General features: G+C 61.8%; 22 protein-coding genes and 1 pseudogene. 8 read left to right on the forward strand and 15 right to left on the reverse strand.

Annotation, left to right across the window (positions count from 1 at the left end; genetic code table 11):
• Nucleotides 1-102: 102 nt before the first annotated feature.
• The 3 genes from VSP_RS38510 to VSP_RS32395 all read right to left on the reverse strand — a co-directional run bounded on the left by VSP_RS38510 (nucleotide 103) and on the right by VSP_RS32395 (nucleotide 3731).
• Nucleotides 103-1260, reverse strand: coding sequence for an AAA family ATPase (locus tag VSP_RS38510; protein ID WP_009965983.1), 1158 nt, complete (start codon nucleotides 1258-1260; stop codon nucleotides 103-105).
• Nucleotides 1261-1408: 148 nt separating this feature from the next.
• The gene (locus VSP_RS38515; RefSeq protein ID WP_009965985.1) at nucleotides 1409-2512 is read right to left on the reverse strand and encodes an HD domain-containing protein; all 1104 of its coding nucleotides are present in this window, start codon (nucleotides 2510-2512) and stop codon (nucleotides 1409-1411) included.
• Nucleotides 2513-2924: 412 nt separating this feature from the next.
• Nucleotides 2925-3731, reverse strand: coding sequence for an HNH endonuclease (locus VSP_RS32395; protein WP_009965987.1), 807 nt, complete (start codon nucleotides 3729-3731; stop codon nucleotides 2925-2927).
• Between the two features lie 116 nt (nucleotides 3732-3847).
• Here VSP_RS32395 and VSP_RS32400 point away from each other — a divergent pair, with 116 nt between their 5' ends.
• The gene (locus tag VSP_RS32400) at nucleotides 3848-4324 is read left to right on the forward strand and encodes a very short patch repair endonuclease (protein WP_009965988.1); all 477 of its coding nucleotides are present in this window, start codon (nucleotides 3848-3850) and stop codon (nucleotides 4322-4324) included.
• 132 nt (nucleotides 4325-4456) lie between these two features.
• Nucleotides 4457-5017: pseudogene (locus VSP_RS38525) on the forward strand (adenylosuccinate synthetase); the annotation flags it as partial.
• 65 nt (nucleotides 5018-5082) lie between these two features.
• Here the strand turns inward: VSP_RS38525 and VSP_RS40420 are convergent.
• The 6 genes from VSP_RS40420 to hisG all read right to left on the reverse strand — a co-directional run bounded on the left by VSP_RS40420 (nucleotide 5083) and on the right by hisG (nucleotide 10989).
• Nucleotides 5083-5625: a hypothetical protein gene (locus VSP_RS40420; protein WP_053332416.1), complete on the reverse strand. Its 543-nt coding sequence runs from the start codon at nucleotides 5623-5625 to the stop codon at nucleotides 5083-5085.
• A 204-nt stretch (nucleotides 5626-5829) separates the two neighbouring features.
• Nucleotides 5830-6360 (reverse strand): hypothetical protein, encoded by a 531-nt coding sequence (locus VSP_RS38535; protein ID WP_009965992.1) that lies wholly within the window; start codon nucleotides 6358-6360, stop codon nucleotides 5830-5832.
• Nucleotides 6361-6971: 611 nt separating this feature from the next.
• Complete coding sequence (locus VSP_RS32420) at nucleotides 6972-7415, reverse strand: hypothetical protein (protein ID WP_009965994.1); 444 nt, start codon at nucleotides 7413-7415, stop codon at nucleotides 6972-6974.
• A 313-nt stretch (nucleotides 7416-7728) separates the two neighbouring features.
• A complete protein-coding gene (locus tag VSP_RS32425) occupies nucleotides 7729-9519 on the reverse strand; it encodes a tetratricopeptide repeat protein (RefSeq protein WP_009965995.1) in 1791 nt (596 codons plus the stop codon).
• Nucleotides 9520-9943: 424 nt separating this feature from the next.
• Nucleotides 9944-10048 carry an AURKAIP1/COX24 domain-containing protein gene (locus VSP_RS41665; RefSeq protein WP_009965996.1) on the reverse strand — a complete coding sequence of 35 codons (105 nt, stop codon included), beginning with the start codon at nucleotides 10046-10048 and terminating at the stop codon, nucleotides 9944-9946.
• Between the two features lie 53 nt (nucleotides 10049-10101).
• The gene (gene hisG, locus VSP_RS32435) at nucleotides 10102-10989 is read right to left on the reverse strand and encodes an ATP phosphoribosyltransferase (RefSeq protein WP_029190930.1); all 888 of its coding nucleotides are present in this window, start codon (nucleotides 10987-10989) and stop codon (nucleotides 10102-10104) included.
• Between the two features lie 514 nt (nucleotides 10990-11503).
• Between hisG and rpiB the strand changes: the two genes are divergently transcribed.
• Complete coding sequence (rpiB, locus tag VSP_RS32440) at nucleotides 11504-11938, forward strand: ribose 5-phosphate isomerase B (RefSeq protein ID WP_009965998.1); 435 nt, start codon at nucleotides 11504-11506, stop codon at nucleotides 11936-11938.
• A gap of 73 nt (nucleotides 11939-12011) precedes the next feature.
• Here the strand turns inward: rpiB and VSP_RS32445 are convergent, their stop codons facing one another.
• Together VSP_RS32445 and VSP_RS32450 are read right to left on the reverse strand one after the other, a co-directional pair.
• Nucleotides 12012-12599, reverse strand: coding sequence for a PqiC family protein (locus tag VSP_RS32445; RefSeq protein WP_009965999.1), 588 nt, complete (start codon nucleotides 12597-12599; stop codon nucleotides 12012-12014).
• Nucleotides 12600-12631: 32 nt separating this feature from the next.
• Nucleotides 12632-13171, reverse strand: a complete 540-nt coding sequence (locus VSP_RS32450; RefSeq protein ID WP_009966001.1) for a D-glycero-alpha-D-manno-heptose-1,7-bisphosphate 7-phosphatase — start codon at nucleotides 13169-13171, stop codon at nucleotides 12632-12634.
• Nucleotides 13172-13310: 139 nt separating this feature from the next.
• Between VSP_RS32450 and VSP_RS32455 the strand changes: the two genes are divergently transcribed.
• Entirely contained in the window at nucleotides 13311-14093 is a 783-nt protein-coding gene (locus VSP_RS32455; RefSeq protein ID WP_009966002.1) for a 3-keto-disaccharide hydrolase, read from the forward strand.
• A 650-nt stretch (nucleotides 14094-14743) separates the two neighbouring features.
• Here the strand turns inward: VSP_RS32455 and VSP_RS32460 are convergent.
• The 3 genes from VSP_RS32460 to VSP_RS32475 form a co-directional block, all read right to left on the reverse strand.
• Nucleotides 14744-16495, reverse strand: coding sequence for a hypothetical protein (locus VSP_RS32460; RefSeq protein WP_009966003.1), 1752 nt, complete (start codon nucleotides 16493-16495; stop codon nucleotides 14744-14746).
• 17 nt (nucleotides 16496-16512) lie between these two features.
• Nucleotides 16513-17877 (reverse strand): DUF1501 domain-containing protein, encoded by a 1365-nt coding sequence (locus tag VSP_RS32465; protein WP_009966004.1) that lies wholly within the window; start codon nucleotides 17875-17877, stop codon nucleotides 16513-16515.
• A 388-nt stretch (nucleotides 17878-18265) separates the two neighbouring features.
• Entirely contained in the window at nucleotides 18266-20491 is a 2226-nt protein-coding gene (locus VSP_RS32475; protein WP_009966005.1) for an NADP-dependent isocitrate dehydrogenase, read from the reverse strand.
• Nucleotides 20492-20682: 191 nt separating this feature from the next.
• On the opposite strand from VSP_RS32475, the gene VSP_RS32480 reads away from it, so the two are divergent.
• Nucleotides 20683-22557 carry a S16 family serine protease gene (locus VSP_RS32480; RefSeq protein WP_029190933.1) on the forward strand — a complete coding sequence of 625 codons (1875 nt, stop codon included), beginning with the start codon at nucleotides 20683-20685 and terminating at the stop codon, nucleotides 22555-22557.
• Between the two features lie 306 nt (nucleotides 22558-22863).
• Here the strand turns inward: VSP_RS32480 and tig are convergent, their stop codons facing one another.
• Nucleotides 22864-24210 carry a trigger factor gene (gene tig, locus VSP_RS32485; RefSeq protein ID WP_009966008.1) on the reverse strand — a complete coding sequence of 449 codons (1347 nt, stop codon included), beginning with the start codon at nucleotides 24208-24210 and terminating at the stop codon, nucleotides 22864-22866.
• Between tig and VSP_RS32490 the strand changes: the two genes are divergently transcribed.
• The 3 genes from VSP_RS32490 (at nucleotide 24209) to VSP_RS32500 (ending at nucleotide 26773) form a co-directional block, all read left to right on the forward strand.
• Entirely contained in the window at nucleotides 24209-24919 is a 711-nt protein-coding gene (locus tag VSP_RS32490) for a hypothetical protein (RefSeq protein WP_009966009.1), read from the forward strand. The two genes, tig and VSP_RS32490, sit on opposite strands and share 2 nt — an antisense overlap.
• A 47-nt stretch (nucleotides 24920-24966) precedes the next feature.
• Nucleotides 24967-25722: a type III pantothenate kinase gene (locus VSP_RS32495; protein ID WP_009966010.1), complete on the forward strand. Its 756-nt coding sequence runs from the start codon at nucleotides 24967-24969 to the stop codon at nucleotides 25720-25722.
• Nucleotides 25723-25831: 109 nt separating this feature from the next.
• Nucleotides 25832-26773, forward strand: a complete 942-nt coding sequence (locus VSP_RS32500) for an ROK family protein (RefSeq protein WP_009966012.1) — start codon at nucleotides 25832-25834, stop codon at nucleotides 26771-26773.
• Nucleotides 26774-26893: the final 120 nt, after the last annotated feature.

Consider the following 26893-nt stretch of genomic DNA (forward strand, 5'->3'; position numbering starts at 1 on the left):
GTGATGAAAGGCACCCTCTCATCGCCCTCTTCACTTCTAACTTCTAACTCTTAACCTCCAACGCATTCCGTTCCCCACTTTTCACTTTTTACTCTCAACTTTTCACTCTTCCCCCTCATTCTCCTCAAACACCCACACCCGGTTGGCTCCTTCATCCCCGGCGCGGCGGGTTTCACCATGGGCGTTGACGAGGTCGAGACGACGGCAGGGTGAGCAGCGCTCCTCGATGGCTGCGGCCAGCGCCTGGGAATGGGTGACGACGATGATCTGAGTCTCCTCAGGCACTTGGGCGATGAGTTGGGCCACTGCTGGCATCAGTTCTGCATGGAGGCTCGTCTCGGGCTCGTTCAAAACCAGGAGCGGGGGTGGCTTGGGGCCCAGCAGGGCGGCGCAGAGGCAGAAGTAACGCAAGGTGCCGTCGGAGAGTTCGTGCGCATCCAGCCAGCGTTTCAGCGAACCACGGCAGATCTGCAACTGGAACCTCCCCTGGTCATCCACGGGACGCCATTGCAGGTCGGGAAAGGCGGTCTGCACAGCCTCTTCCAGCAGATGGCCCCGGCCCGATTCCATGATGGTTTGCAGCGTGGCCGCCAGGTTGGAGCCGTCATGCGCCAGCACGGGCGACCAAGCCCCGGTCAAAGGGCGTCGCAATGGTGACTCGGAATCGGTGCGAAACTGGTGGTAGAACCGCCACGACAACAACGTCTCCCGGGCCAGCGCCGGACCAGGGTGGCGGTTGGCATCTCGAACTTCTGAAATCAGAGACTCGGGGGTGTGCAGGGGAAGCGGTGACTTCTCCCAACCGCTGTCAAAGCTGCGCAGCTCCACCATGGGTCCCTTGCGCCGGGCCACCAGATGCACCTTGTGGCTCTTGCTGCCTCCACTTGCCTGCAGCGGCACCAGGGAGAGCTCCTCCTGCTTCACATCAGGATCGGTGCGAAACGCGGTGGGCGCACCCGGGGCCAGCGGCACCAGCCCGCATTCCATTTCATAGATGAAGCGCTCGTGCTCCAGTGACCACTTCACCCTGACCGGCTCATTTTGCAGACGCTTGCCCGACCACACCAGGCTGGGCATGCCGCCCTCCATGGCAATGGCTTCCGCAAACCGCCCCTCCGCCAGCCTCTGCAACATCGCCAGAGAGCGATACACATTCGACTTCCCCGCCCCGTTCTCCCCGGTGATCACCGTCAGCCGGGAGAGGCTGAGCCGAAAGTCCAGCAGCGACCGGTAACCACGCAGGTGAAGGATCTTCAGCATGTATCTGGAGTTTAAGTCAGCTCGGTTTTACCACAGAAGCCTCAAAAATTATGAATGCTGAATTAGGAATTAAGAATGCAAGTTGAACATGCCCTGACCCGAGAGAACTGCAGCTCATTCATCATTCCTAATTCCTAATTCCTAATTCCTAATTTTGTTCTTCCTCTTCGTCTCTGTGGTTGTCCAAAGCATTCTTCACCACCACCTCCAACGGTCTGACCAGGTTCGAGGTAAGCGGACGCACCCGTTCCAGGATGCCGTTGCCGAGTTCGGCGCTGGTGTTGTAGCCTTTGCGGAACATCTCCAGCTTGGCATCCAGGTTGTCCACATAGTGCAGGGCCACAGCCTCGGGGGTTTTGGGAATCACCGGTGAGCCGAACTGCATCTCCCCATGGTGGGATCCCACCAGGTGCAGCAGGTGCAGACGCACCAGTTCGCTCTGCGGCTGCAGGGTCGCCCAGGCAGCGGCGGCATCGCTTTCAATGAGCTGACGCCAGAGCTTGTTCACCAGCTCCATGCCCAGAGAGATGTGACCGATGAGTTCACCATGCAGGGTGTAGGGCATGGTAAAGCCGCCCTCCAGATAGTTGTTCTCCCACAGCTTGCCGCAATCATGAAACAACACGCCGCTCAGGAGCAGGTCACGATTGAGCTCCGCATAGGCTTCACAGATCTTGGCCGCGCTGCGCATCATTTGGGACACGTGTTCCACCAGTCCGCCGCGGCGGGCGTGATGATAGTCCCGCGCCGCTGCCGCCCGCTTGAATCGGTCGCCGTGTTGCTGGAGAAACAGGCTGCACAAACCCTTGAGCCGGGGATCAGACATGCTTTGCACAAAGTCCACGATGGCCTGGTAGTCCTCCCGCTGCCGCTCCCGGGTTTCTTCATCGCCCGCCAGGAGGGACTGCACCTCCTCGTCCTCCAGCACCCGCATGGCTGGGTTGCGGGGCTCCATGCCGAACTTGCCCGTGTCCACCCAGTGGGCAGACAGCTCGATCCAGCCGCCGCGCTTCAGAGCCTGCACCTCCTGAAAGAGCGGGCTGCCATCGAACACCCGCCAGACGAGCGACTCCGTCCCGTCCGTCAGCTTCACCTCATGGTACGGCTTCCCCTGCGCGGTCTCCTTCACCAAGTTCCCCTCCACCTGCACATGCACCCGGTACGGCTGCGGCTGCGGCCCCGCCACCGTCTTGAGCTGACGCACAGTCAGGAGATCGAGATCAGAGAGGGAGGCGCTGTGGGTTTCAGACATGCGGGATAGTAGGCGGCAAAATTGGAGACACAATCACAGAGACACAAGACGGGAAGACTCAAGACATATGACCTGAGGTCAGGGGTGAAGATCTACTTGGTTCCCCTTCCCAAGACGTGAGTTCGCGCTAAAGGCGTGAGGCAGAACAGCGTCGCCTAAGTCAGGTGAGGCCAAGGTGCGCCACCGTTGCCCCCGCGAGTGCTCTGACGCCAAAGGCGTCATACAAAGTAGACGCCATGATGGCGAGGCACGAGCCGCCACCCTGGGGGCACAGGCAGGTGGACCAGAACTCCGAAGTGAGTTCTACAAACCGCTCAAACAACGGGAAGCCAACGGCCTCATTTGCGATTATCGAATTGGGGTTTGCCTTCGCCGAAGAAACGTCGTTCGGCCCGCTCACCCAACCTTCTCCCTATCCAACAAACACGTGCTCCCGATGGTGCGCCAGATACCGCGGATCAGGAGCCAGCTCTACCCATGGCGTGACAATTCGAACGCCTTCATAATCCCGGAACTGGGCCGCCACCGCACTCGCCGCAAACTCCGAACGAAGTGAACGGCTCACGACCACTCTCAGGTCCTCATCCAATGTGATCAATCCCTGGTCGAACGCGGCATCGTGAAGCCGATTGAGGCAAAGCCCGTTACGATGATCCAACCGTGCCTCGACGGAATCACTCCATGGCAAGATGTGACTCGCCACGAGCAATTCTCTGATGTGCAATCCCGTAATGCAACACTTGCTGTCGTACGCATTCAGCACCGCCTGCCGAAAGACCTGCTGACCCCGGCGCGCCATAACTTGGGCAGGCACGCTGGTGACCGCGTCCGGGGACATCTTGAGTGTGCGCTTTCGCACCTTGACCCCTTGCCCCTGGACCACGTCCAACTCGTCATCGACACCCGCCTCGAACAAGGCACGGATTCGTGTTTCGCTCTCCGGCACGAGCACGTCCCGATTCCGTTGAAATTCAGTCCACACCTCCTTGTCCAGCTCACTAGCCCCTGGCAGGCCCTTGCGTCCTCTTGCGTGCAAAACAGGATCAAGGGACGCCAGATTGCCCAGTTTCATCGCAAGGCTTGAGGCGGTGCGTTGAAGCCGTTTTGCAACATCTTGAATGACTTTTTGTCTTTGGTCGAACTGACCAAAGGGGAGCTTCTCGTAAAGATTCAAGACGATGAGGAGTTCGTCCCGGTTCCACCGCTTTCCTGACGCCATGGTCCACACTATCTCTATCCAACCACCGCCAAAAGCGTTTTGTCGATCAATTGGACTCAGCCGTCACTTGGCGAGCGTATCTTCATGGCGGCTAAACATTGCCATCTAGAAGTGTCATGCCTGACGTCTTCACGCCCGAAAAGCGTTCACAGGTGATGTCCTTGATCCGCTCGACGGGGAACAAGGACACGGAGCTGCGGCTCATGCTGCTGCTGCGCGCGGCGGGGATCAAGGGGTGGCGGCGGCATGCGCTCGTCACCGTGCCGGACACCTCCCGGGGTGCGACACGTCCGGTGCTCAAGGTGAAGCCGGATTTTGTGTTCTGGAAGCTGCGGGTGGCGGTGTTCGTGGACGGATGTTTCTGGCACGGGTGCCCCCGCTGCTATGTGCGGCCCAAACAGAACCGGAAGTTCTGGGACACCAAGGTCACCGCCAACCGGGCGAGAGATGAGAAGGTGACGCGCCAGCTCCGCAAGGCGGGCTGGCGGGTGCTTCGCCTCTGGGAATGCGCGCTGGCGGCGAAGCAGGTAAACCGGACGATGGGGCGTCTGGGCCGAATGCTGGAGGTCAGCACCCCCGAACCGCATCCCTGAGCAACATGCCGAACGACGGCGCACCCCTTCCTCTCCAGCCATGCGGTTCGCGACTTTAACCCCGACGACTTCCGTTGGCACGCCTCGATCTCCCTTGAGTGACAAGGCTGCGAGCACTGCCAGGCCGCACGGGGCACCGGCTATGGAGCAGCCGTACAGGCCGCAGTGCTGGGTGTCTGTAAGGCCCAAACCACCCGGGTGGGCAATGGCCCCTTCCCCACAGAACTGGGCGGCCCGCAGGGCGATGCCCTGCGCGAGCGGGGCGGCGAGTATGGGGTGAACACCGGGCGACCGCGTCGTTGTGGTTGGTTTGATGCAGCAACCGTTCGCGCGGGCATCCGCGCAGGTGGCATTCAGGCCCTGGCACTGACCAAGCTGGATGTGCTGGACGGCATGGCGGAGGTCAAAGTGGCCACAGGCTACCGGTTCAAGGGTCAACTTCTCAAAGAACCGCCGGCATCCCTCTCCGCGGATCTGGAGCCGGTTTATGAGTCCCTTCCCGGATGGAGCCAGCCCACTGCCGGTGTTGCTAATTTCCATGACCTCCCCACGGAGGCCCAGATCTTCGTGCGTCGCATCGAAGAACTCACGGGCATCCCGGTGACCATGATCTCCACGGGGGCGCACCGGGACGACACGATCGTGCGGGAGTGTCCGTTCGGAGTGGTAGCTGAAAGTAGTCCAGTGCTATAGCTCGGTATTGGGGGGACGTGGGTGGTGCGACTGACGAACTGACGCGCTGCACTCCTTTTGGCAACTTACCTCCTCCGTTCACGACCGCTCACACCCCCTTTGCTCTTGCTGGAACTGGAACTGGAGCTGCGGCTCCGGCTGGAGATGGTGCGGGTGTTCAGCGTGCTGTCGCCCCGGCGGATCATGGCGTTGTGCTGGTTCTTTTTCAGCTGGCTGGAGTGGTAGTGGTCTCCATGCCGGACTTGGCGATTGGAAGAGGATCCGCCACTGCGGTTCGCATAGTACCGCCTGTGATCGCCGTCGTGATCATGGTGATGGTGGCGATCATAATACCGGTTGCGATAGTAGGAGCCTCCGATGAGAGCACCCCCACCATAGGCGTAGGGGTAACCGTAGCCGTACGGATAGCCACCGTAATAAGATGAGGTGTACGAAGGGTAGCCCCCATAGTAGGAGCCCCGGTGGCGCACGGGATAGTAGTCATCATCATCATAGTACCCACCGCCATAGGGCTCGCGGTAGGCATAACCATCCACCACACAGCTGGAGAGGAGCATGGCCAGACCCAGCGCGGTGACAAAAAGGGGGATTTTTGCTAATGGACTCATGGCAAAGAGGTTTGACGCCCCCCTCTGCCCAATCATTCAAAGACGCGACAAACTATAATCAGCGACGCTGATCGTTTGTTGAATCCACCTGCCGCAGGAGACGCGAAGGGGGAAGCGCAGTTTATGGGTTAGGTGTTAGATGTTAAGAAAGGTGAGAGACACGTTTGATGCCCATCTCATCTCTCAACCCTTAACATCTAACTCTCACCGCCTCTCCCGGCCGTGGATGCCGCCCTTCTTGTTGTCATCGTCATCCTTTTTCTTGGATGAGGAGCTGCGGCTGGAGGAGGAAGACTTGCGATTGTCGTCATCATCGCCCCGGCGGATCATCGACTGGTGCTGCTCCTTCTTCGTCTGGCTGGAGTGGTAGTGGTCCCCGTGGCGCACGTCCGAGGAGCGCGAGGAACTGGAGGACGAGTACTTCTTGCTGGAAGAGGAGCTGTACTTGCGATCGTGGTCATGATCGTCGTGATCGTGATCATGATGATCATGCTTGTCGTAGTATCGGCTGCGATAATACGAGGACCCGTACCCGGATCCGTAATAGTTCCCGTAGTTCCCACCGTAGTAGTTTCCTCCGTAACCGCTGCTGTAGCGGCGCGGATACGAGGAACCCTCGTAGTAGCCGCCGGGAGAGTCGGAATACCCGTACCCGTCGTCCACCACACAACTGGAAAGCAGGAGGGGCAGGGCCACGGCAGCAGCAACAACAGGAAGGGAAGCGCGGAGGTTCATGAGAGGATAGAAGGCTCGGGATGTTCTGACGCTGCAGGCTGCTCGTCCATTCAAAGAATGGAAAAAGTTGTGCATGAGCTGCCGAAAGTCGATGGAGGGTGGATGCGGTGGAAGGAGGGCACGGCAGCGTGCTTCCTATCCGTGTATCGGATGAACTGCTCCCTCTCGGCGGATCTTCTTGAGGCCGTGGCACCGCAAGCCCGTCCGTAGGTCGATCACCCGGGACGCGCAGTCAGCGGACGCGCGGGGCAAGCGGAGCGCTTGCCCTACAGCGTCAATAGCCGATTAAAATTGCAACAGTGTTCCAGGGAAGTCGAGATGCCGGAGGCGACGTCGCTGGCATCCGCTCCGGGATGCAATACTGAATCTGATCTTCCGGAGGTATCAGTCGCTCCGCTCCTTCAACCATCCGTCTAATGGCTTTGATGCCTCCGGCATCGGGCAAACCGGGCTGGGACACCACCAGATCGTCAAAGTCGACAAGCCAACTTCCCGATCAGGTCACGCGCTGGACGCGGAAATCCGTAGTTGGAGCAGGACATGCCCGCCCATGAGGGATCTGGGCGGCACTTTTCACTTACCACTCTCAACTTTTTACTGTGCTCCAGGCACTAATTGCTCTCCCTGCCGCCGATACCGCCGCTGGGGCCGCTGTCTTTGTCATTGGCGCTGGAGCCTGAGTGGTTGTCGCTCTTGCTGTCGTTGCTGCTGCTCTTGTCATTACTGCCGCCGCCGCTTTCCCGGCTGCTCACCGCATCGGATGAGGAGGTGGAGATATCGCTGCTGCGCTCACTCTTGCCGTGCTCTGACTTCCCCTGGGAGGATTTGGACCGGGGGGAGTCGCCGCCCCGGTGGTACCGTTCATCGCTCAGGTTGCGGGCATCGGCCGAGTAATCATAGCCGTGGTTCCGCCATTCGTAGGTGTCCGGCGGGGACAGGTCTGGGATCTCACAGCCCGGCATCAGCAGGAGCGCCCAGGCGGCGCAGGCGATCAAACGGACTTTGTTCTGGCCCGGAGGGGCGGACGATAAGGAGGAAGACGGGCTCGCTTTCATGGGGACAGTGTCAATTCAACGCTACGGCCGAAGAAAACCCGTCGTGCAGGAAATTTTGGATATTGGGGGAATCTCGGCCAGGGCTGCCTTGTGCGGAATTGCGCCATCCATACGGCTCTTGGCCGATATGGCCTACCGCTCCGCGGTAGCATTCTCCACCCGGGTTACCATGGGTAGTCCTCGCTCCACTCGGCCGACCCATGGCTACGGATGGCGAACCCTCCGGGTTCATGATGTGACACGGCACACAGTCCCGGTCACCTCTCACCTCCACCGACCGCTTACCTTTTTACCTCTTACCACTTACCGAAACCTACTCCTTGTCCGTCGGGGCGCTCTTGGCAGGCGGCGGCGGGGTCACCCCAAGGGCCTTCTGCGCACGGGCTTTCACTTCTTCCACGTCGGTTTTGGACTCCAGCACCCGCTTCCAGTAGGACTTGGCATCCTCCGTCTGGCCGAGTTGCTCATAGGCCTGGGCAATGTGGTCCAGGATTTCCGCATCGGCCCCGGAGTCGGAGAACTCCTTCATGAGGTGCTCTGCACGCAGCAGTTCCGTAAGGGCCTCCTTGGCCTTGCCACGCTTGAAGAGCAGCCATCCCAGGCTGTCCACGAAGGCGGGGTTGTTCTGCTCCAGCTCATTGGCCTTGCGGATGAGCTGCTCTGCCTTGTCCAGATGCTGCCCTTGATCCAGCCACATGTAGCCCAGGTAGTTCATCGTGTTGGCGGCCCGGGGGGGATCGTGCGCGGGCGTGAGGGTGATGCTCTTTTCAAACTGGCGGGCTGCCGCGTCGAACTGGCGGCTCCGCTCCAGCGCCACCCCCCAGTGGAAGTGAAACTGATCATCCAGGAGTTCCGCGGCGTTGGTCTCCGCCTGGCGTGACGCCTGCTCAAAGAGCTTCGCCGCATCGGCATACTTGTCCCCCTGGGTGAGGGCAATGGCCCGGTGGTAGGTGATGCGGGGCTCACCTGGGAAAAGCTGCTGGGCACGCTGGGTGAACTTCTCGAACCGTTCGGCATTGTTGGCGAAGCGCAGCAGCTTGCAGAGGTTGAGGTAGTCATTGAGATCGCCACCTCCCGCCTGTAGCGCTGCCTCGAACTGGTCCGCCGCAGGCCCAATCTCCTGCTTCTGCACGAGCTGGGTACCCAGCAGGCGGCGATGCTCCACGTCACTGGGGTAGGCCTCCACGAGGTCCTGAAGGGCTTTGAACGAATCGTCCGGCCGCTCCAAGGCTTCATAGAGCCGCACCAGCCGTTTCCGGGCATCGAGACTGTTGGAGCGGGCCACCATGTCCTCGCAGATCACCGCTGCCTGATCGAGCTGGTTGCTGAAGAGGTAATAGTCTGCCACCTGGATGAGCGCGTCGGGATCGCGGGACCCTTGGGCCAACTCGCGGGCTTTTGTGATGAAGGCGTTTACCTTGCCCAGATGATCCGCGCGACGTTCCTGGTCGGCGATCGGCCACACCTCCTGGGCCATCCGCGCCAGTTGCAGCCAGAAGCCTGCAGACGAAGGTTGGGCAAAGTCAGGAGCCAGCGCCCGCTCCAGCACAGCGCTGGCCTCCTTGCGCCGCCCCTGGGTGAGATGAAGGCGTACGGCGGTCTCGTAGGCTGCGGCATCCTGTGGGAAGCTGCTCAGGGCCTGCTCCGCCACCTTGGCTGCCCGTGCCAGAAGGCCGTTCTCCGCCGAGCCATGCGTGAGGCAGAACTGGATAAAATTGGCGGAGGGTTCTGGCGACTTGGGATGCGACTTGATGGCCTGCTCCAGCAGCGCCACGGCGGCCTCTTCCCCCTGGAAATTCAGGGTGAGCTCTGCGATGTGCGCCACGAGTTCTGGCTCGCCCGCATCCCCCTTCAGGAAGCTCAAGTAGTGCGGCAGGGCATCGCGGACCTTTCCCGAAGCTTCGAGATTCCGGGCCGTCAGGTAATGAGCCAGCGCCACGGCGTGCTGCTCGGCAACTCCGGCCAACTGCTGCCCAGGTTGCGCAGGAGCGTTGGCGTCCAGATCAGCCAGCGCCGGCACGGCGGCACGGAGGGTGGCGGGGATCAATCCGGAAGCCATCAGCCCCAGGCTGATGCTGAATCTGACCGCGGAATGCATCTTCATGACGGTAATGTAACACGGACACTAGCGGGAGTTGCTATCCGTTACGAGCATGGAATGTGCGAGCCCCCGGGTCATTTTGACCACAGGCAGGGTCAAATCGTTCCCAAGGGGGTGGGGAATTCAATTTAACCACCAAGGCACAGAGAGTCCAAAGTCAGGAATTTTGAATTCGGGATGATAAATGAAGCTGCCAAAGACCTCCCCTACCGTAGCTAGGCATTTCCATTTCTAATTTATCATTCCTAATTTCTAATTTTTTCGGTCCTCTGTGTTCTCTGTGCCTCTGTGGTTAATCAGCTCTACCCGCTCCGCTTGAAAACACCGAAAGCGCCGGTGCTCTGGGCACCGGCGCTTTGCAGGACAAACTGAGATAAAGAAACGAACGGGCAGCGGAAGGCGGCCTGGGCGCGCCTCCCTGCGGGCTCTAGCTCTTGTAACGCAAGCGCTTCTTGTGGCGGTTGGCCTTCATGCGCTTCTTACGCTTGTGTTTGTTGATCTTCGTCTTACGACGCTTCTTGAGCGAGCCCATGTCTGTATGTTTTTGGTTTTAGTTGGAGTAGAGTCTGGTCTTAAAAAAAGCGGTCAGTGGACGACTTTGTTCAATGGATACTCAATGATTCCCTCAGCACCCAAGGCTTTGAGGGCGGGTATCATCTCACGAACGACGGATTCGTCAATGATCGTTTCCACCGCGACCCAGCCACCACCGGCCAGGTTGGAGATGGTAGGACGGCGCAGGGAGGGCAGTGCGTGCAGCAGATTCTCCAGCTTGTGGTCCGGCAGGTTCATCTTGATGCCCACCTTGTAGCGGGCCTCCAAGGCACCGTTCAGGAGCAGGGCCAGGCGCTGCATCTTCTCCCGCTTCCAGGGATCGACATACGCGTTTTTGCTGGAGACGAACTGCGGATAGCTCTCCATGAGCGTGTCCACAATGCGCAATTTATTGGCCCGGAGGGAGGAGCCCGTCTCGGTGATGTCCACGATGGCATCCACCAGCTCAGGCACCTTCACCTCGGTGGCACCCCAGCTGAATTCCACCTCGGCATTGACGCCGTTCTTTTCCAGATAGGTCTTGGTCAGGCCCACGGCCTCGGTGGAGATGCGCTTGCCCTCCAGATCCTTGACACTCTGGATGGGGGAGTCCTCAGGCACCACGAGCACCCAGCGGGTGGGTAGGGAGGTGGCCTTGCTGTAGCGCAGGTCGGTGATGACCTCGATATCCGCCTGGTTCTCCGCGATCCAGTCGCGACCGGTGATGCCGCAGTCCAGGAACCCGTGGTCCACATAGCGGCCAATTTCCTGGGCGCGCAGCAGGCGGATCTCCAGCTCGGCGTCATCCACGCTGGGCCGATAGGACCGCGAGTTGACGATGATGTTGAAGCCCGATCGCTTGAAAAGATCAAGCGTCGGATCCTGCAGGCTGCCCTTGGGCAGACCGATTCGGAGGATGTTTTTCTGGGCTTCCGCCATGGTGCGATTTTGCAAAAGGGCGGAGAGGATACACAGGGGGTGCGGCTTGGCGAATAGAAATTTCAATCTTGGGCCAGGGGAAGGAAGTCAGGGGTGGGTGGAAGGGAAAGTTTTACCACAGAGGCACAGAGAACACAGAGGGAGGCAGGAAGGGTTGGGATGGGGGCGGGCCACGCGCCGTGTCCGGCTTGAGACTTGATGATCCAATCGTCTTACCTTGGCAAAAAGGGCCCGCAGCTCAGGAGGACCAAAGGTCCGGCGTCATACCCAGCCTTGGGCAACGCCCAAGGTGGGCGCTAGCATAGAGGTTGAGGGCTGTAGGCCCGGCGTCATTCCGGGATGCTCGTCTTGGGCAGGCGTGATGATACCGGCCCCTTTGGCCCTGAGGGCGCTGGTCCCGCATGCGGGACGGTCAGGAGCACTCCGCACTGACTTTTGCCGGGCATCGCGGGCGTGCTATGCTAGGTAGCGGCCAAGCTATTCCCGTTCTCCCTTTTTTTCCCCTCCCCTACCCATGAAGATCTCCATTGGCTCTGACCACGCCGGATTCGCCTACAAAGAGAAGATCAAAGCTTTCCTCCAGTCCCTCGGCCACGAGGTGCAGGACTTCGGCACCTACAGCGCGGATCCTGTGGACTATCCCACGTATGTGCGACCGGCCGCCGAGGCCGTGGCCAAGGGGGAGGCGGATCGCGGCATTGTGCTGGGCGGCTCCGGGAACGGGGAGGCCATCGTGGCCAACAAGGTGCGCGGCGTGCGCTGCTCCCTCTGCTGGAGTCACGACACGGCCCGCTGGGCCCGCGAACATAATGACGCCAACGTCCTCGCCATCGGTGAGCGGACCATCTCCCCGGAACTGGCGCTTGAGATCGTGAAGATCTGGCTGGAAACCGAGTTCACCGCTGGCCGACATCTGGCCCGGGTGCAGGCGATTGAGGGGAAAGGCTAGGCGTTAGGGGTTAGATGTTGTGACTGAAGGGTTTTGAGGCGGGAGTGGCAGCCCACAGACCACCCATAACTTTCTAACCCTTAACCCCTAACGTCTTCCCCACCTCCACCGCAAAGCGCGCAATGAGACGACTCTCTGCCGCCACGAGTGCGTCGTAGCCATCTTTGCTCAGGGGCTCCGTGCCGGACCAGGACCGGGTGGCGATGAGCTTGCGGTCCGGGAGGGAATAGACCCGCCACGATGCCTCCATGAAGGCATCGCCTTCTGAAGTGCCATGGAGGTGGGTGAGATCCAAGGAGATTTGATACTTGAGCCCGTCATCCGTATCCCACGGGTAAGTACGAAGATTGCCCGTCTTGAGTTGACGCCCCAAATTCGTGGCCAACACGCGGGCGAAGTTGTCCTCCAGCTTGCCGGCCCAGCGATGAGACTCCGCCACAGCGATGCGCGTGCCGTCCTCCCGCATCACGAGATTGGGCCGGTCCAGATACCCTGCCAGGGCCACCGGCCCCACGCCAATGCCCACCCCCCCGCCAGACGGCACCGGGCCGTCCGCCGTGAGCGCGTAGAAGGCCCGGGTGGGTGCCGAGGAACACGAGGACAGAAGCCCAAGACCAAGGGCCAGGGGCGCGAGGAGAAACAAAACGCGATGGAGAGTCATTGAGGGGGGAGAGCTGACGCAGACGGATCGGATCAAGCAGGAAGAACGCGCTCCAACAATGCGGGCAGTTCCGATACGCTCTGGAGCGTGTGCGAAGCTGCGACCGTGGCCTCCTTTTCGCCCAAGACTCGGATCGTGCGAGGCACTCCGGCATTCACTGCCATCTGGATGTCCCGGTCGTGATCGCCAATCAGCCAGGAGCGACTGAGGTCCAGGTCATGCGCCGCCGCCGCCTGCTCGATCATCTCTGGAGAGGGCTTGCGGCAAGTGCAATCCGGATCGCTGGAGAGGCAGGTGCAGGCATAGATGGCGTCAAACGCGGCCCCATGGGGCTCCAGAGCGGCCTGCATGCGGTCGTGAATGTCATCCAGCGCGGCCTGGGTCATGAGACCTTTGCCGACCCCCTGCTGGCTGGTCACGACGACGAGTATGAAGCCTGCCTCCTTGAGCCTGGCGAGGGCCTTGACAATACCCTCGCAAAAATGGAACGCCTCCCAGCTCAGTACATAGCCCGCTCCGGGCGAGACATTGACGACACCATCACGATCAAAGAAAAAAGCGGGGGATGACATGGGGCTGAAAAAGTGGCCTGCGCCACCCACAGCTAGCGGATGGATGCGCGCCCGTCATGCGCAAATAACCGTTGCCGGGCAAGAAGACAGCCAGTGCGTCAGTAACCCTGCCTTCACCGTTTTTGCACCTTTCCGCTTCATGAAACGCAAACGCACCCTCCTCTCCTGCCTGCTGCCTCTGGCGCTGGCCACTGCCGCCCTCTCGCAAAGCCCACCCCCCCATCTGGGCGCAGGTGCCAAGCCTGAAGAGGGTGCGGAAGTCATTCTGGATGGCTCCCGCCAGATGCTGGATGAGAAGTGGACCTACTGGGAGGGGCCACGCTTCGCCTCCGCCCTGCCCATCAAGTGGAAGGTGGTGGAAGACCCGGTGGACGGCGGCTCCGCCATCATGACAGACGACCGCGCGGCGGACAAAGGCAAGTACGGCGCGGCGGACATCGTGACCAAGAAGCCGTACCGCGACTTCCGCCTGCACATTGAGTTTTACATCACCAAGCCGGGCGGCAACAGCGGGGTGTACCTGCAGAACCGGTATGAGATCCAGGTGCTGGACGGCGACAAGACCAAGCACGGCATGGGTGCGGTGATCAATGAGACCGAATCCCCGTATGACGCCTACCTCGGCGTGGGCAAGTGGAACAGCTATGACATCGTCTTCCGCGCGGCCCGGTTCGAGGACGGCAAGCTGGTGGAGAAGCCGCTGGTCACAATGTACTTCAACGGGAAGAAGGTGCACAAGAACGTGGCCATCAGCAAGGTCTGGGGCGGCCCCAACTCCGGCGTGGATGGAGGAAATAACAACGGGTTCGGCATCACGGACACCCCGCAGGGTCTGAAGCTCCAGTGCGAAGGCCACGATGTGAGGTATCGGAACGCGTGGATCAAGGAGCTGAATCTGAAAAAGGCGGACACGGATTTTTAGCCCCCTTCGGGGGCAGACGCCAGACTAAAAGACACCAGACTTCAGACCTGAGCTGGCATCTGGATGAGCACGCCCAGTGGAGGAGTCTGTAAAAGGAGCAAGGGCCATTCTTGTCACGGGCCGGTGCAGGCACCCCATGAGATGGCCTCTCTCCCTCGCTGCCAAAAAATCTGGGTTGTAGGGCGACCGCTCCGGTTGCCACACCGGGAGACGTTCGCGGCAAGCGGAGCGCTCGCCCTACAACAGGTCACGCGCTGGATGTGCTGGTCAGTAAAAGGAGCAAGGGACACTCTTATTCCGGTCGCGTGCAAGCGCCCGATGAGGCTGCCTCTCTCCCGCGCTGCCAAAAAATCTGGGTTGTAGGGCGACCGCTCCGGTTGCCACACCGGGAGACGTTCGCGGCAAGCGGAGCGCTCGCCCTACAACAGGTCACGCGCTGGATGTGCTGGTCAGTAAAAGGAGCAAGGGCCATTCTTGTCCCGATTGGAAGGGCATCACTGAGGTGGCTGCCCCACTTGCTCCGCTTCCAGAGCCGGTTGGGACAACCGGACTACCCCGCAGGCGACAGCTGAAAAGTAGTGCCGGGCTTTAGCCTGGCGTTGTTTGGGGTGGAATCGCGCGACTGAACAGTCCCGCATGCGGGACTGTGACTACTTTGCCCCGCCCCCGACCTCAGGTTTTGCGTCTTGTGTCTCCTTCACAGCCGACTTCCCCGCCACGCTCAGCCACACCCGGGAGACCTCATTCACCAGACGGTCTCCGCGAGGCTCCACCCCACGCAGGTCATAGACAGCTTTATACTCCGCTGCGGCATCGGGCGGGGAGGTTTTGACCACCACCTCCACCGGCCCGCTAAAGGAAACAACTTCCGCCGTCGCGGCCAGCTTCAGCGTCACCTCGCCGCCCTTCTTTCCGGGAACCTCAACCTCCGTCACGGCCACACCGGCGGGCAGGCCGGTGACAGTCGCCGTCAGCTTGCCCTTGAACTCGCCCGTCACGGCAGCAGTCAGTTTCAGATCCGCTGTCTTGCCGGCCTCGAGTTTCAAAGCGTTTTCCGCGAGCGTGCCCAGCACCACCGGCCGCACGGGCACCACAGACGCGGGACTGATCTGCACCTGATAAACAAAATCCCATCCGCCGCGCTGGAAGCGGTCGCTGATGGCCAGCACAAACTTCCCGTCCACAGGAGCCTTCCAGTTCAGCACAGGGTCAAAGTTCCCCTCCTTCGCGTCATCGGCCTGACCGATCAGCGTGCCCTGGAGATTCTCGACCCGGAGCCACGCGTCCAGCGGTGCATGTAAAGTCGAAGAGGCGACCTTGAACAGATAGGTCTCCCCTTTCTTGGTCGCGAACATGAGCCGGTCCTCGTCACCCGGCGTTTGCAGCACACCCTGCCAGGTGACGGCTCCCGCAGGGGTCAGCACGTTCACCTCCGCCTCCTTGGCCGTTTGGTTGGGTTCGGTCTCCAACACCGTCTCCCCATCGTGCAAGGCGACACGCAATGGCCCGGGGCCGGAGTTCATGATTTCCACGAACTCAGCACCGGGCGCGGCTGTCGTGGCATCCACCTCAATGGCCGGCCCTCTGAAGCCCCCTGCACCGCAGTTCCAGCCCAGCGTTTGCACAGACGACTTCGTGCCCCGTTTTACCCCGGGTGGCCAAGCCAGCCGCGGTGTCGGCTCCTGGGTCATCGTCAGCCGATACACATGGTCCGGGCTTCCCTTCAAGTTCACGTCGGCCGCAGGAGGGTGCGCATAACCCAGCACCTGGACGACATAAGTGCCCGCCTTCTTGATCTCATAGGCGATCTGCGGATCCAGGTTGTAGGAGTCATGCCCCAGTGCCAGCTCGGTGCCGTGCTCATCCAGCAGCCGGATCGCAGGATCCATCTGCGAACCGAGGCCATAGCCATGCAGCACCGCCACGAGCCACTGGCCGGCCTTGGCCGTGAACTTGAAGGCATCAGCATCGCCCGCCTTGTCGAGACGGCCGTTCACCGTCACGGGCAACACGGCGAGCGCTTGGGCCGTCGCGCGCGCATCGTCATTGGGCTCCGCGTCCATGGCCTCCCCCACCGATGCCGCGCCTACCATGAAGGTCTTGGGCACGCTCGCTCCTTCAGCATTGTGGAAGCGTACCAGGTGCGGCCCTGGCGGCGTATCCGGAGCCAGGCTGACCTCAAAGACATTCGGCTTGGCCCCCGGCTGGAAAGTGATCCCGGGATGATCTGCCCACGCCGAGGGTGCCGTCTTTTCCACCGCTCCCGTCAGGGTTAAAGGAAACGTCGCGCCCGCCCGGCCGCCCGCGGGATACAGTGCGGTCACCGCTGGCGCCGCACCATGGAGCGCCCCCGCTGCCCAGCAGGGGGCAAGAAGGCTGAGAATCTGCCACAACCGCTTCATGAGGAGGCCGCAGGCGGTCAGGCAAAAAGCGGAGCGATGGGGCTGCCGCCGTTCACAAGCTGGACGGGCCGTCCCGTGTTCGTGTGCAACACCTGATGGGGGTTGATGCCCAGCTTGGTGTAGAGGGTGTTGGCGAAGTCCTCGGGGGAGTGCACGTCATCACTGGCGTAGTACCCCTTGGGATCGGTGGCTCCGACCACGGCACCGCGTGGCACGCCTGCCCCGGCGAAGAGCACACTCATCGCCCCCGGCCAGTGATCCCGGCCACCGTCTTTGTTGATCTTTGGCGTCCGGCCAAATTCACCGAGCGCCACCACCAGCGTACTTTCCAACAACCCGCGGCGGTCCAGGTCCGTCAACAGCGCGGCCATGCCCTGGTCAAACTTCTGCATGAACTCGCCTTTGCAGGTCTTGAAGAGCTGCCGGTGATGATCCCAGCCGCCGTAATGCACCGTGACAAAGGACACACCCACCTCTACCAGCCGCCGGGCGAGCAACATCTGCTGGCCCAGGTTGTTGCGGCCATAGAGATCACGCGTCTTCTCGTCCTCACGCTGAATGTCGAAGGCCTCCTGCGCGGGCTGCGAGCCGATGAGGTCCACCGCCTGACCGTAAAAGGTGTCAAAGCTCACGGCCGGATCATCTGCCACCGCTTCGTGGAAGCGCTTCATGCGGTCCAGCGAGGTGCGAAGCTCCCGCCGGGCCAGGCCACGTGCATCGGAGATCTCCGTGGGCAGCACCACGTCCCGCACCTTGAAGCCCTTGGCATTGGGGTCGCCGCCAATGACAAATGGAGCATGCTGGGCTCCGAGAAAATTCGGTCCGCCGGAGCGCGTCATGGAAGGCAGGGACATGTAGGCGGGCAGGCCGCTCTTGACCCCGCGCTCATAGGAAACAACCGACCCAAAGGACGGATGGAAGGTGACGAACGCCCCACACCCCACCGGCACGGGAGTGGGTGAGCCCGTCATAAGGTAGTGGTTGCCCGCGCCGTGATTGGGATCCTTGTGGCAGATGGACCGCACCACCGTCATCTTGTCCATCACCTTGGCCAGGTGCGGTACGCAGTCGGAGAAATGAACGCCCGGCACATTCGTCGGGATGGTGCCGAACTCGCCGCGAATTTCAGAAGGCGCGTCCGGCTTGGGGTCGAAGGACTCGTAGTGCGAGGGACCTCCGTCCAGCCACACCATGATGCAGTTGATGGGGCGCGACATGGAGACGCCGGTGGTGGGAAGTTCTGCCGCATGCGCCGCCCGCGCCCGCATGAGATCCGTGAAACCCAGACCGCCGCCCGCAGCCGTCAGCCCGAGGCGGAGGAAATCCCTGCGCGTGGCTCCAGCGCAGTTGTGGGTGGTGCGGGTCAAGTAGGGACGGGACATTGCGGAATGGTGACAGTGGGAGAGTAACGGAAAAATGGTGCTTTTCTTGCGCCAACACCCCAAGTTGACCCCCCATGTTGTTACAAAAAGATCAGAATGGATGTCTTTCTGCGGGGGATGGGGGGAAAGTAGTGCTAGGCTTCAGCCTGGCCTTGTTGACGCCCGACCACGCGCCTGAACAGGCTGAAGCCTGTGACTACTTTGCCCGCTGCGGCAACGAAAGGAGTAGCGGTCCCGCAGTGGGACTGGCGTTGTTTGAGCAGGGTGGAACGACTGACGCGCGCTGAAGTGCTGGACTTCTTGCTCCACCTCCACCAAAAAAAACTGCTCTGCACCACGGGGGCGCAAAGCAGTTTTGTATTCGTTTATCCTGGCCGAACCGCGATCCTTAAATCGCCTCGATGATCCCGTTCAACGTCGCACTGGGACGCAGGGCTGCATTCGCCAGCTTATCATTCGGCTGGTAGTAGCCGCCGATGTCCACGGGCTTGCCTTGGACGGCACCGAGCTCGGCCACGATCTTGGCTTCGTTGGCGGTGAGATCTGCAGCGGGCTTCTCGAAGATCGCTTTCAGTTCGGCGTCGTCATTCTGGGTGGCCAGGGCCTGGGCCCAGTAGAGGGCGAGGTAGAAGTGGCTGCCGCGGTTGTCGATGCCGCCGACCTTGCGGGAGGGGGACTTGTCGTGAATGAGGAACTGGCCTGTGGCCGCGTCCAGCGTGTCCGCCAGCACCTTGGCCTTGGCGTTGCCAAAGACGATGCTCAGATGCTCCAGCGACACCGCGAGTGCGAGGAACTCACCCAAGGAATCCCAGCGGAGGTAGTTCTCCTCCAGGAACTGCTGCACGTGCTTGGGAGCGGAGCCGCCGGCCCCTGTCTCGAACAGGCCACCGCCGTTCATGAGCGGCACGATGGAGAGCATCTTCGCGCTGGTGCCAAGCTCCAGGATGGGGAAGAGGTCCGTGAGGTAGTCACGCAGCACGTTGCCAGTGACGGAGATGGTGTCCTGCCCGGCCTTGAGGCGCTCCAGAGTGAACTCGGTGGCGGCGGCGGGAGCAAGGATGTGAATCTCCAATCCGGAGGTGTCGTGATCGGCCAGATACTGGTTCACCTTCTGGATCAACTGCGCATCATGAGCGCGATTCTTGTCCAGCCAGAACACCGCCGGGGTGTTCGTGGCGCGGGCACGGCTCACGGCCAGCTTCACCCAGTCCTGCACGGGGGCGTCCTTCACCTGGCACATGCGCCAGATGTCGCCCTTCTCCACGCTGTGCTCGATGAGCACATTGCCGTCCGCATCCACGACGCTGACGGTGCCGTTCCCTACAATGTGGAAGGTCTTGTCATGCGAGCCGTACTCCTCGGCCGCCTGGGCCATGAGGCCGACGTTCGGCACCGTCCCCATGGTGCGCGGGTCAAAGGCACCGTGCTTCTTGCAGAACGCGATCGTGGTCTGGTACACGCCGGCATAGCTGCTGTCAGGAATCACGGCCAGCGTGTCCTGTAGCTTGCCCTGGGCGTCCCACATCTTGCCGGAGGAGCGGATCATGGCCGGCATGGAGGCGTCGATGATCACATCGCTGGGCACGTGCAGGTTGGTGATGCCCTTGTCGGAGTTCACCATCGCCAGGCCGGGGCCATTCGCATAGGCAGCCTGGATGTCGGCTTCGATCTCCGCCTTCTGGTCCGCTGGCAGCGTGGCGATCTTTGCCAGGAGGTCGCCGAAGCCGTTGGTCAGATCCACGCCCAACCTGGAGAACGTCTCTTCGTGCTTGGCGAACACGTCTTTGAAATAAGCGCGCACACCGTGGGCAAAGATGATGGGGTCAGAGACCTTCATCATGGTCGCCTTCATGTGCAGGGAGAAGAGCACGCCCTGCTCCTTGGCCGCGGCCACTTGCTCCTCAAGAAAGGCCACCAGCGCCTTCTTGCTCATCTTGGTGCCGTCGATGATCTCACCCGGCTTCAGGGCGACTTTCTCCTTTAGCACCCGGGTGGTGCCGTCTTCCCCCACGAACTCGATGCGCACCGCGCCACCGTTGGCCACGGTCACCGATTTCTCATTGGAGAAGAAATCATCCGCGCCCATGGTGGCGACCGACGTTTTTGAGTCGGCAGACCAGGCCCCCATGGAGTGTGGGTTCTGGCGGGCGTATTCCTTCACCGCCTTGGGGGCGCGGCGGTCGGAGTTGCCCTCACGCAGCACCGGGTTCACCGCGCTGCCCTTGATCTTGTCGTACTTGGTCTTGGCGGTCTTTTCCTCGTCCGTCTTGGGGTCCGCCGGGTAGTCGGGCAGATTGTAACCCTGCGCCTGGAGCTCGGCGATGGCCGCCTTGAGCTGGGGGATGGAGGCGCTGATGTTCGGAAGCTTGATGATGTTGGCCTCGGCCTTCAGTGTCAACGCGCCCAGTTCGGCAAGGGCATCCGCGACGCGTTGCTCCTCCGTGAGAGACTCGGGGAAATTCGCGATGATGCGACCCGCCAGCGAAATGTCCCGGGTCTCCACCGCGATGCCGGAGTGCTTGGTAAACGCCTGGATGATGGGCAAAAAGGAATAAGTCGCCAGGGCAGGTGCTTCGTCGGTTTTCGTGTAGATGATGGTGGGGCGCTCAGACATGGTAGGACGGGACGGTGAAAACAAAACGGGGTGAATAGGGCACCCCCTTGGTGCCTGGGGTCACATAAGGCAGGTGCGGCAAGTGGTCAAAAAGCAAATGTGGGGCCGGGCAACGCGGGGATTTTTGCGCTGCTTCGCCTTGAAGAGGGATGTTTTTTCCACAACTTGTTCCAACCCCCTTTTACTTTCTGATGCTCCCGCGCCCTCTATTCCCACATCTCGCGCCAGGTTTGCTGGCTGCCGCCATCGCTCTGAGCTTCCAGCCCGCATGCGTCCACGGGCAAAGCCCCACCGCTGCGACACCCACCCAACTCTCGGCCATGCAAGAGGCGGATTTCGCCAAATGGCTGGTGGGCACCCACTGGGAATCCGAACGGCAAGGCCGGGTCAAGACCTACTGGTTCGTGACGCCGACCTTTGTGATCTGGACCTCCGGTCGTGAAGGCGGACACTCCGTGGGATTTGGTTACCGCGTGACAGGCAAAGGCTCCGTCTTCTGGAACTTCGAACCCCGCAAAGAAGCCAGCCCCAACCGGATGACGGTGGCGGAGGACCTTGTCTCTGGCACGCTAAACAACGGGACCGATGACCTGCCGCTCAAATACCTGGGCCGCCGCACGCCTCCGCCTCTGGAAAACCATACGACTGCCACGGAGTTTGAGAACTGGCTCCTGGGTCAGGAACTGCAAGGCGGCAGCACCATCGCGGTGGGCGACGACCGGCATCTGACGTGGAACGGAGAGCGGAGCCGCGGCGAGTACCGCAGCATCGTCCCCGGTGTGGTGGAGTGCGAGTGGCACAATGCGCTCGACCGGAGCCTGCTCATCTTCAGCCCGCAACAAGACAGCTACCAGTGGTACTCTTCATGGGGACAGGCTTCGGGCCCGGTGGTGGCCTCGGCCAGCGGGTCGGCCCTGCCCAAGACCGCCATGGTGAGCCCCCGCGCCCCGGTCCCTGCCCAGCAGGGGGTGACGCTCAAACGGCGCAATGCCTCCGTGGGCGGGCTGCTGGTGGTGCCACTGGGAGGCTCCCGCTACGCGGGCAAGACTTCCCGCCTTTCGATCTCCGCTTTGAAGCTGGACTATGGTGGTCCGGCCTCCGTAGCCTTCAACCAGGAAGTGGGACCGAGCATGACCACCGCTCTGGGTGAGGTGGTAAAGTTTCACTCCGTGCGGCACGATGGCGCACTGCGTGACCACCGCATGGAATTGTCCTTCGACGACAAGTACTCGCCCAAGGACGGCCCCTCTGCTGCCGTGGCCTGCGCCCTGCTGCTGGAGTCCCTGGTCACCGGGGTGGAACTCGACCCGGGCTTCTCTGTCACCGGGGACATGAACGCCGACGGGTCGGTACAGCCCATCGGTGGCGTCATCGCCAAGCTGCGCGGTGCCTCCAGAGCAGGCCAGCAGATCACCGCCATCCCATTGAAGAACCGGACCAGCGCTGTGGACCTGGCACTGGGTGAGGGCATCACTCCCTTCCTGGGGGTGCAGCTCTTCAGCATCGGCCAGTTTGACGAGGCCCTGGCACTGGCACGCAGAGATCGGGCCCCGGAGATCAGCAAGGCGATGGTGGCCTACTCGATCCTCAGCGACCAGCTTCGCAGCAACCCTGCCCTGCTCAACACCCCAGCAGCGAAGAAGACGCTGGGTGAGATCGCCGCCGCAGCCCCCAATCACGTCGCCGCCCGCCTCTTGCTCGCCATTTCTGAAGGCCGGATGCCGCGGCAGCTCAGCGCCGCCGGCTCTCTGGAGGCGGTGGACCAGACGGTGGCCGCCATCAAAGACGCCACCCGCCTGGACCTGACGACCACCAGCTCCCTGGACGGTGGCGAAGTCGCCGAAGTTCGCAACCGCCTGCAGCGCATGCGGGCACTGCTGGACAGCCGTCTGCACCCCTATGTGGATGCCTGGACGGAATGGACGACTCTGGCCGACCAGATCATCAGCCGACGCTCCGCTACGACGCAGATGCTGGCGCAGTTCAGGGCCGCGGGTCAGCGCATCGGTGCGGAGGCGCAGAAGCTGGAGGGGAACAGCGAGTTTATGGAAGAGATCATGAAGTAGCGCCCGCTCTGGAGACTGTACAGCCGAACGACCTTCCGCTGCCGCCGCGGGCATAGTCCGCTTGTCCCCACCGGCTTTGTGAGCGGAGGGAACAAATATGGCCACCCTTTCTGTCTATTCACCGTGACAGACTCGGGCGGCACCCGCACACCAAGCGGCCCTCTCTCACCAGGGTCTGCGAACACTTCGTGGCCTCGGCCCTCCCATGCGGCAGCGCAAGTCTTGTGTCTCTACGAAGCAGAAAGGCCACCCCGTCCCCGGAGTGGCCTTGCCAAAATCAACTAACTAACTCTCCACGCCCGCCTCTCAGTGGCTGTGGTCGTGACCGCAGTCTTCCTGGTTCGCTTCCACTTCTTCCACCACGGCGTGCTCCTTGAGGAAGCCGATGGCGTTCTCAATCAGGATGTCCTCGCGGAGGCGCTCGATGAGGTTGTTCTTTTTGGCGTCCTGCAGGAGTTTCTTGGGACTCACCTTCTGGCGCATGGAGATCTGGGCCAGCGCCATGCGGAGCTGGTCTTCGCTCACGCGGAGATTTTCCTTTTTGGCCACTTCGCCAAGGATGAAGCTCACCTTCACGTTCTGGCGGGCCTGCTGGGTCGCTGCGCTCACGATCTGCTCCTGGGCGTCCATGATCTGGCTCTGGTCCATGCCCTGGTTCAGCGCGTTGCGGGCGATGTCATTCGTGCGGCGCTGGGCCTCGCGGTTCACCACTTCCTGGGGAAGCTCGAACTCAAGCTTGTCAGCAAGGTGGGCGATCACCTGGTTGGTGCGCTCGTTTTCGCGGTTCTGCTGGCGGCGGGCCTCGATGCTGTTTTTCACTTCAGTGCGCACGCGCTCCAGGTCCCATTCTGGGTTGAGCTTCTTGGCAAACTCTTCGTCCAGCTCAGGCAGCACGCCTTCCTTCACGGCGTCCACCGTGGTGTGGAAGGTGACGACCTGATTGCGCAGAGCTTCGTAGGGGAAGTCCTCGGGCAGCGTCACAGCGATGTCGCGGGTGTCGCCCTTCTTGGCGCCCACCAGACCGGCGTAGAAGCCGGGCAGGAAGTTTTCCTTCTCGCTGAGCTGGAACCAGTTGCCGTCGATCTTCTTGAGATAGGCCGGAGCATCGGGATGAGCCTCTTCCACGGGCTTGCCATCCACCGAGCCAGTCACTTGCAGCACGGCGTAGTCACCCAGCTTGGACTCGCGCTCCACATCGGTGAAGGTCTGGTAGCGCTCACGCAGATGGAGCAGGTCGTGGTCCACATCGGCATCAGTCACCTCCACTTTCGGCAGCTTGACCGGGATGCCCTTGTACTCCGGCAGTTCGAACCGGGGCACCGTGCTCACCTCGATGGTGAAGGTGTAGTGGTCGTCACCATGGAGGGCCTGGTCCCGCACGTTCAGCACGCTGAGGATGTCTGCGTCACCGCGCTTGGTCGCTTCCTGGTAGCCCTTGCGAACCAGGGCGGTCTCCAGCTCTTCACGGATCTGGCCCTCGTACTTCTTCGCGACGACGGCTTTGGGGGCCTTGCCGGGGCGGAAGCCGGGCAGACGGGCCTGGCGGGCGTAGTTGGCCGTCACGTCCTCGCGCTCACGCTGCACATCGGCAGCGGGGATCTCGATACGATAGACGGCACGGCAGTTGGGCTGGGACTCAAACGTGATGTTCATGACAGGAAGCGAAGGGGGAAACACAGGCCGCAACCGCGCACGCGGCGGAGGGGGCGGTGATGGTATTCAGAAAATCAAGCTTGGCAAACAGGAATCAGTCGCCCAGGGGGGCAAGCGCAGCCCGGCTGACGATGGGCAGACCGGAGAAGAACGCTGGATTTTGCCCCGCATCGCCCCCAAAGTTACGGCCATGAATTTGCTCAAACGCCTCGAACTCTGGGTGCTTCTCGCCATCATCGTGGCCGGTCTCTCCTATGTGTTTCTCTCAGGCCCAGGTGACTCCGGTGATGAGGACGGCCCCGGCGGAAACTCAGGAACCCCAGCCGCCGCCAGCGATGCCCCACTGAAGTTCCACCGCGCCGTGGTGGAGCGGGACTATGGCAATGTGCGGCTGGACCTGGAAGTACGCGTGAAAAATGACTCTGCGGACAAGCTGACCATGCGCGCCCCGGAAGTGCGCCTGCTCACCTCTGGAGGACGGGAGATCCCCAGTTTCTTCCTCGCCTTCGACGCCATCCCCCAAGTGCCGGCCAAAACCACCCACGATGTCCAGCTCCGCTACTGGCTGGAGTCCGATGATCTGAAGCAAGGGCTCACCCTGGAAGTGCAGGGCCGCACCCTGGAGGTGAAGAGCTCCACCCCGGTGGACATCGAGGCACTGAAAAATGGCGAAAAGTCAACCTTCACCCGCGTGGACTGGAAGCCCTGATCTGACCCGTCTCATCCCTGCCCGGCGTATTTCTCTTTTATCCCGCCATGTCACCTTACCTGCTCATCGATGTCGGCAATGGTCGCACGAAGTTTGGCCTCGCCACGTCCGACGCCATCCTGGAGCAGCGAGACACGCCCACCTCCCTGCTGGTGGCAGACACCGCCCGAGCCCTGGCGACGGTGCTGACTGGCTGGACCCACGGCCTCGTGGTCGTTTCCTCCGTCGTACCCGCCGCCACGGAGCGGCTCCAGGCACACTTTGGCAGCCAGATGCTGAACCTGCGCCACGACATCCCGCTGGGCATCGGCATCCGCTATCCCAAGCCAGAATCCATCGGTGCCGATCGTCTGGCCAATGCCGTAGCCCTCGCCGCCCTGCATGGGGCCCCGGGCATTGTCATCGATTTCGGCACCGCGGTGACGTTCGACATCGTGGAAGCAGACGCTGCCTACGTGGGCGGGGTCATCGCCCCGGGCCTGCGGCTCATGACCGACTATCTGCATGAGCGCACCGCCCTGCTCCCCCAGGTGGAGCTGCGGGAGCCGGACTCCGCCATCGGCAAGTCCACTGTGGGTGCCATCCTCGCGGGGGCCGCCATCGGCTACCGCGGCATGGTGCACGGCATCCTGGAGAAGCTCCGTGAGGAGATGGGCCATCCCGAGCCCCTGCACGTGGTGGCCACCGGGGGAGATGCGGCATGGATCGCGTCACGCCTGCCAGAGATCGCCCATGTAGAGGGTGACCTCACCCTGCACGGACTGCGGATCGTGGCCAATCTGCACACCCGGCAGTCCGCCTGAGAGCCTCGGGGGGGGGAATCGCCACGGTGGCGCTTGCAACTCGTGGAAAATGCATTACTCCCAGCGCTCGCATTTTCAAAAACTCACCACTTTTTATCTATCTGATCCTATGAGTGATTCGGCTCCTGTCGCCGTTGGCGTGGACTTCGGTGGCACTTCCATCAAGCTGGGCGTGTGTCGTGGGGCCGATCTTCTGGAAGTGGATGAGCCGATCCCCACGCAGGGACATGACGGCCCGGTGGCTCTCATCCGGGTCATCGCCGACCGCATCGCCAAGCTCCAGGAGCGCCACCCGGAGATCTGCGCCGTGGGCGTGGGCGTGCCCGGGCTGGTGGACTTTGACAACGGGTTCGTGCATGTGCTGACCAACGTGCCCGGCTGGAAGGAAGTGCCGCTGAAGAAGATCCTCTGCGAGATGACCGGCCTCCCCACCGTGGTGGAGAACGACGCCAATGCCATGGCCTATGCGGAGTGGCGCTACGGCGCGGGCCAGGGCCTGCGCAATGTGGTGGCCCTCACCCTCGGCACCGGCGTGGGCGGCGGCCTCATCCTGAACAACGAGCTCTACCGCGGCAGCCAGTTCTCCGCTGGCGAGATCGGCCAGATGAGCGTCCACTACCAGGGCGTGCACGGCCACTACGGCAACTTGGGCGCACTTGAGAAGTATGTGGGCAACAACCAGATCGCCGAGTACGCGGTAAAGGTCTTCGCCCAGGCGGGTTTCGGCAAGACGGTGGCAGATTGCACCCCTCGCGCCATCGCAGAGGCCGCCCAAGCCGGCGATTCCGTGGCCATCCAGATCTGGCATGACATCGCCGAGTGGCTCGGCACCGCCCTGGCCAGTGTGGCCTGGCTGCTGAACCCGGATGCTTTCGTCATCGGCGGCGGTGTGGCCCAGGCGGGCCCCCTGCTTTTTGAGCCGCTCCAGAAGAAGATGCAGTCCATGCTTTCCACCGTCGTATGGGAAGGCTTGAAGATCCTCCCGGCCAAGTTCAGCAACGAAGCGGGCATCATCGGCAACGCTGCGCTCGCAGGCGACTCCGTGCCCTGATTCGGTGCCAGAACCCAGGAGCAGCCGCTCGTAGCTCGTAGCGTCACTTGTAAAAGTGCGGACGTGGCGCGCTCCACACACACCTTCAGAAGCAGGGGAGTGCCTCAAACGGCCGCAACG

The sequence above is a fragment of the Verrucomicrobium spinosum DSM 4136 = JCM 18804 genome (assembly GCF_000172155.1).
GTDB classification, from domain to species: domain Bacteria; phylum Verrucomicrobiota; class Verrucomicrobiia; order Verrucomicrobiales; family Verrucomicrobiaceae; genus Verrucomicrobium; species Verrucomicrobium spinosum.

What these genes read in the sequence shown, in the direction of transcription:
- VSP_RS38510 (WP_009965983.1), bottom strand. Translation starts at nt 1,260, where the DNA reads ATGCTGAAGATCCTTCACCTGCGTGGTTACCGGTCGCTGCTGGACTTT.
- VSP_RS38515 (WP_009965985.1), bottom strand. Translation starts at nt 2,512, where the DNA reads ATGTCTGAAACCCACAGCGCCTCCCTCTCTGATCTCGATCTCCTGACT.
- VSP_RS32395 (WP_009965987.1), bottom strand. Translation starts at nt 3,731, where the DNA reads ATGGCGTCAGGAAAGCGGTGGAACCGGGACGAACTCCTCATCGTCTTG.
- VSP_RS32400 (WP_009965988.1), top strand. Translation starts at nt 3,848, where the DNA reads ATGCCTGACGTCTTCACGCCCGAAAAGCGTTCACAGGTGATGTCCTTG.
- VSP_RS40420 (WP_053332416.1), bottom strand. Translation starts at nt 5,625, where the DNA reads ATGAGTCCATTAGCAAAAATCCCCCTTTTTGTCACCGCGCTGGGTCTG.
- VSP_RS38535 (WP_009965992.1), bottom strand. Translation starts at nt 6,360, where the DNA reads ATGAACCTCCGCGCTTCCCTTCCTGTTGTTGCTGCTGCCGTGGCCCTG.
- VSP_RS32420 (WP_009965994.1), bottom strand. Translation starts at nt 7,415, where the DNA reads ATGAAAGCGAGCCCGTCTTCCTCCTTATCGTCCGCCCCTCCGGGCCAG.
- VSP_RS32425 (WP_009965995.1), bottom strand. Translation starts at nt 9,519, where the DNA reads ATGAAGATGCATTCCGCGGTCAGATTCAGCATCAGCCTGGGGCTGATG.
- VSP_RS41665 (WP_009965996.1), bottom strand. Translation starts at nt 10,048, where the DNA reads ATGGGCTCGCTCAAGAAGCGTCGTAAGACGAAGATCAACAAACACAAG.
- hisG (WP_029190930.1), bottom strand. Translation starts at nt 10,989, where the DNA reads ATGGCGGAAGCCCAGAAAAACATCCTCCGAATCGGTCTGCCCAAGGGC.
- rpiB (WP_009965998.1), top strand. Translation starts at nt 11,504, where the DNA reads ATGAAGATCTCCATTGGCTCTGACCACGCCGGATTCGCCTACAAAGAG.
- VSP_RS32445 (WP_009965999.1), bottom strand. Translation starts at nt 12,599, where the DNA reads ATGACTCTCCATCGCGTTTTGTTTCTCCTCGCGCCCCTGGCCCTTGGT.
- VSP_RS32450 (WP_009966001.1), bottom strand. Translation starts at nt 13,171, where the DNA reads ATGTCATCCCCCGCTTTTTTCTTTGATCGTGATGGTGTCGTCAATGTC.
- VSP_RS32455 (WP_009966002.1), top strand. Translation starts at nt 13,311, where the DNA reads ATGAAACGCAAACGCACCCTCCTCTCCTGCCTGCTGCCTCTGGCGCTG.
- VSP_RS32460 (WP_009966003.1), bottom strand. Translation starts at nt 16,495, where the DNA reads ATGAAGCGGTTGTGGCAGATTCTCAGCCTTCTTGCCCCCTGCTGGGCA.
- VSP_RS32465 (WP_009966004.1), bottom strand. Translation starts at nt 17,877, where the DNA reads ATGTCCCGTCCCTACTTGACCCGCACCACCCACAACTGCGCTGGAGCC.
- VSP_RS32475 (WP_009966005.1), bottom strand. Translation starts at nt 20,491, where the DNA reads ATGTCTGAGCGCCCCACCATCATCTACACGAAAACCGACGAAGCACCT.
- VSP_RS32480 (WP_029190933.1), top strand. Translation starts at nt 20,683, where the DNA reads ATGCTCCCGCGCCCTCTATTCCCACATCTCGCGCCAGGTTTGCTGGCT.
- VSP_RS32490 (WP_009966009.1), top strand. Translation starts at nt 24,209, where the DNA reads ATGACAGGAAGCGAAGGGGGAAACACAGGCCGCAACCGCGCACGCGGC.
- tig (WP_009966008.1), bottom strand. Translation starts at nt 24,210, where the DNA reads ATGAACATCACGTTTGAGTCCCAGCCCAACTGCCGTGCCGTCTATCGT.
- VSP_RS32495 (WP_009966010.1), top strand. Translation starts at nt 24,967, where the DNA reads ATGTCACCTTACCTGCTCATCGATGTCGGCAATGGTCGCACGAAGTTT.
- VSP_RS32500 (WP_009966012.1), top strand. Translation starts at nt 25,832, where the DNA reads ATGAGTGATTCGGCTCCTGTCGCCGTTGGCGTGGACTTCGGTGGCACT.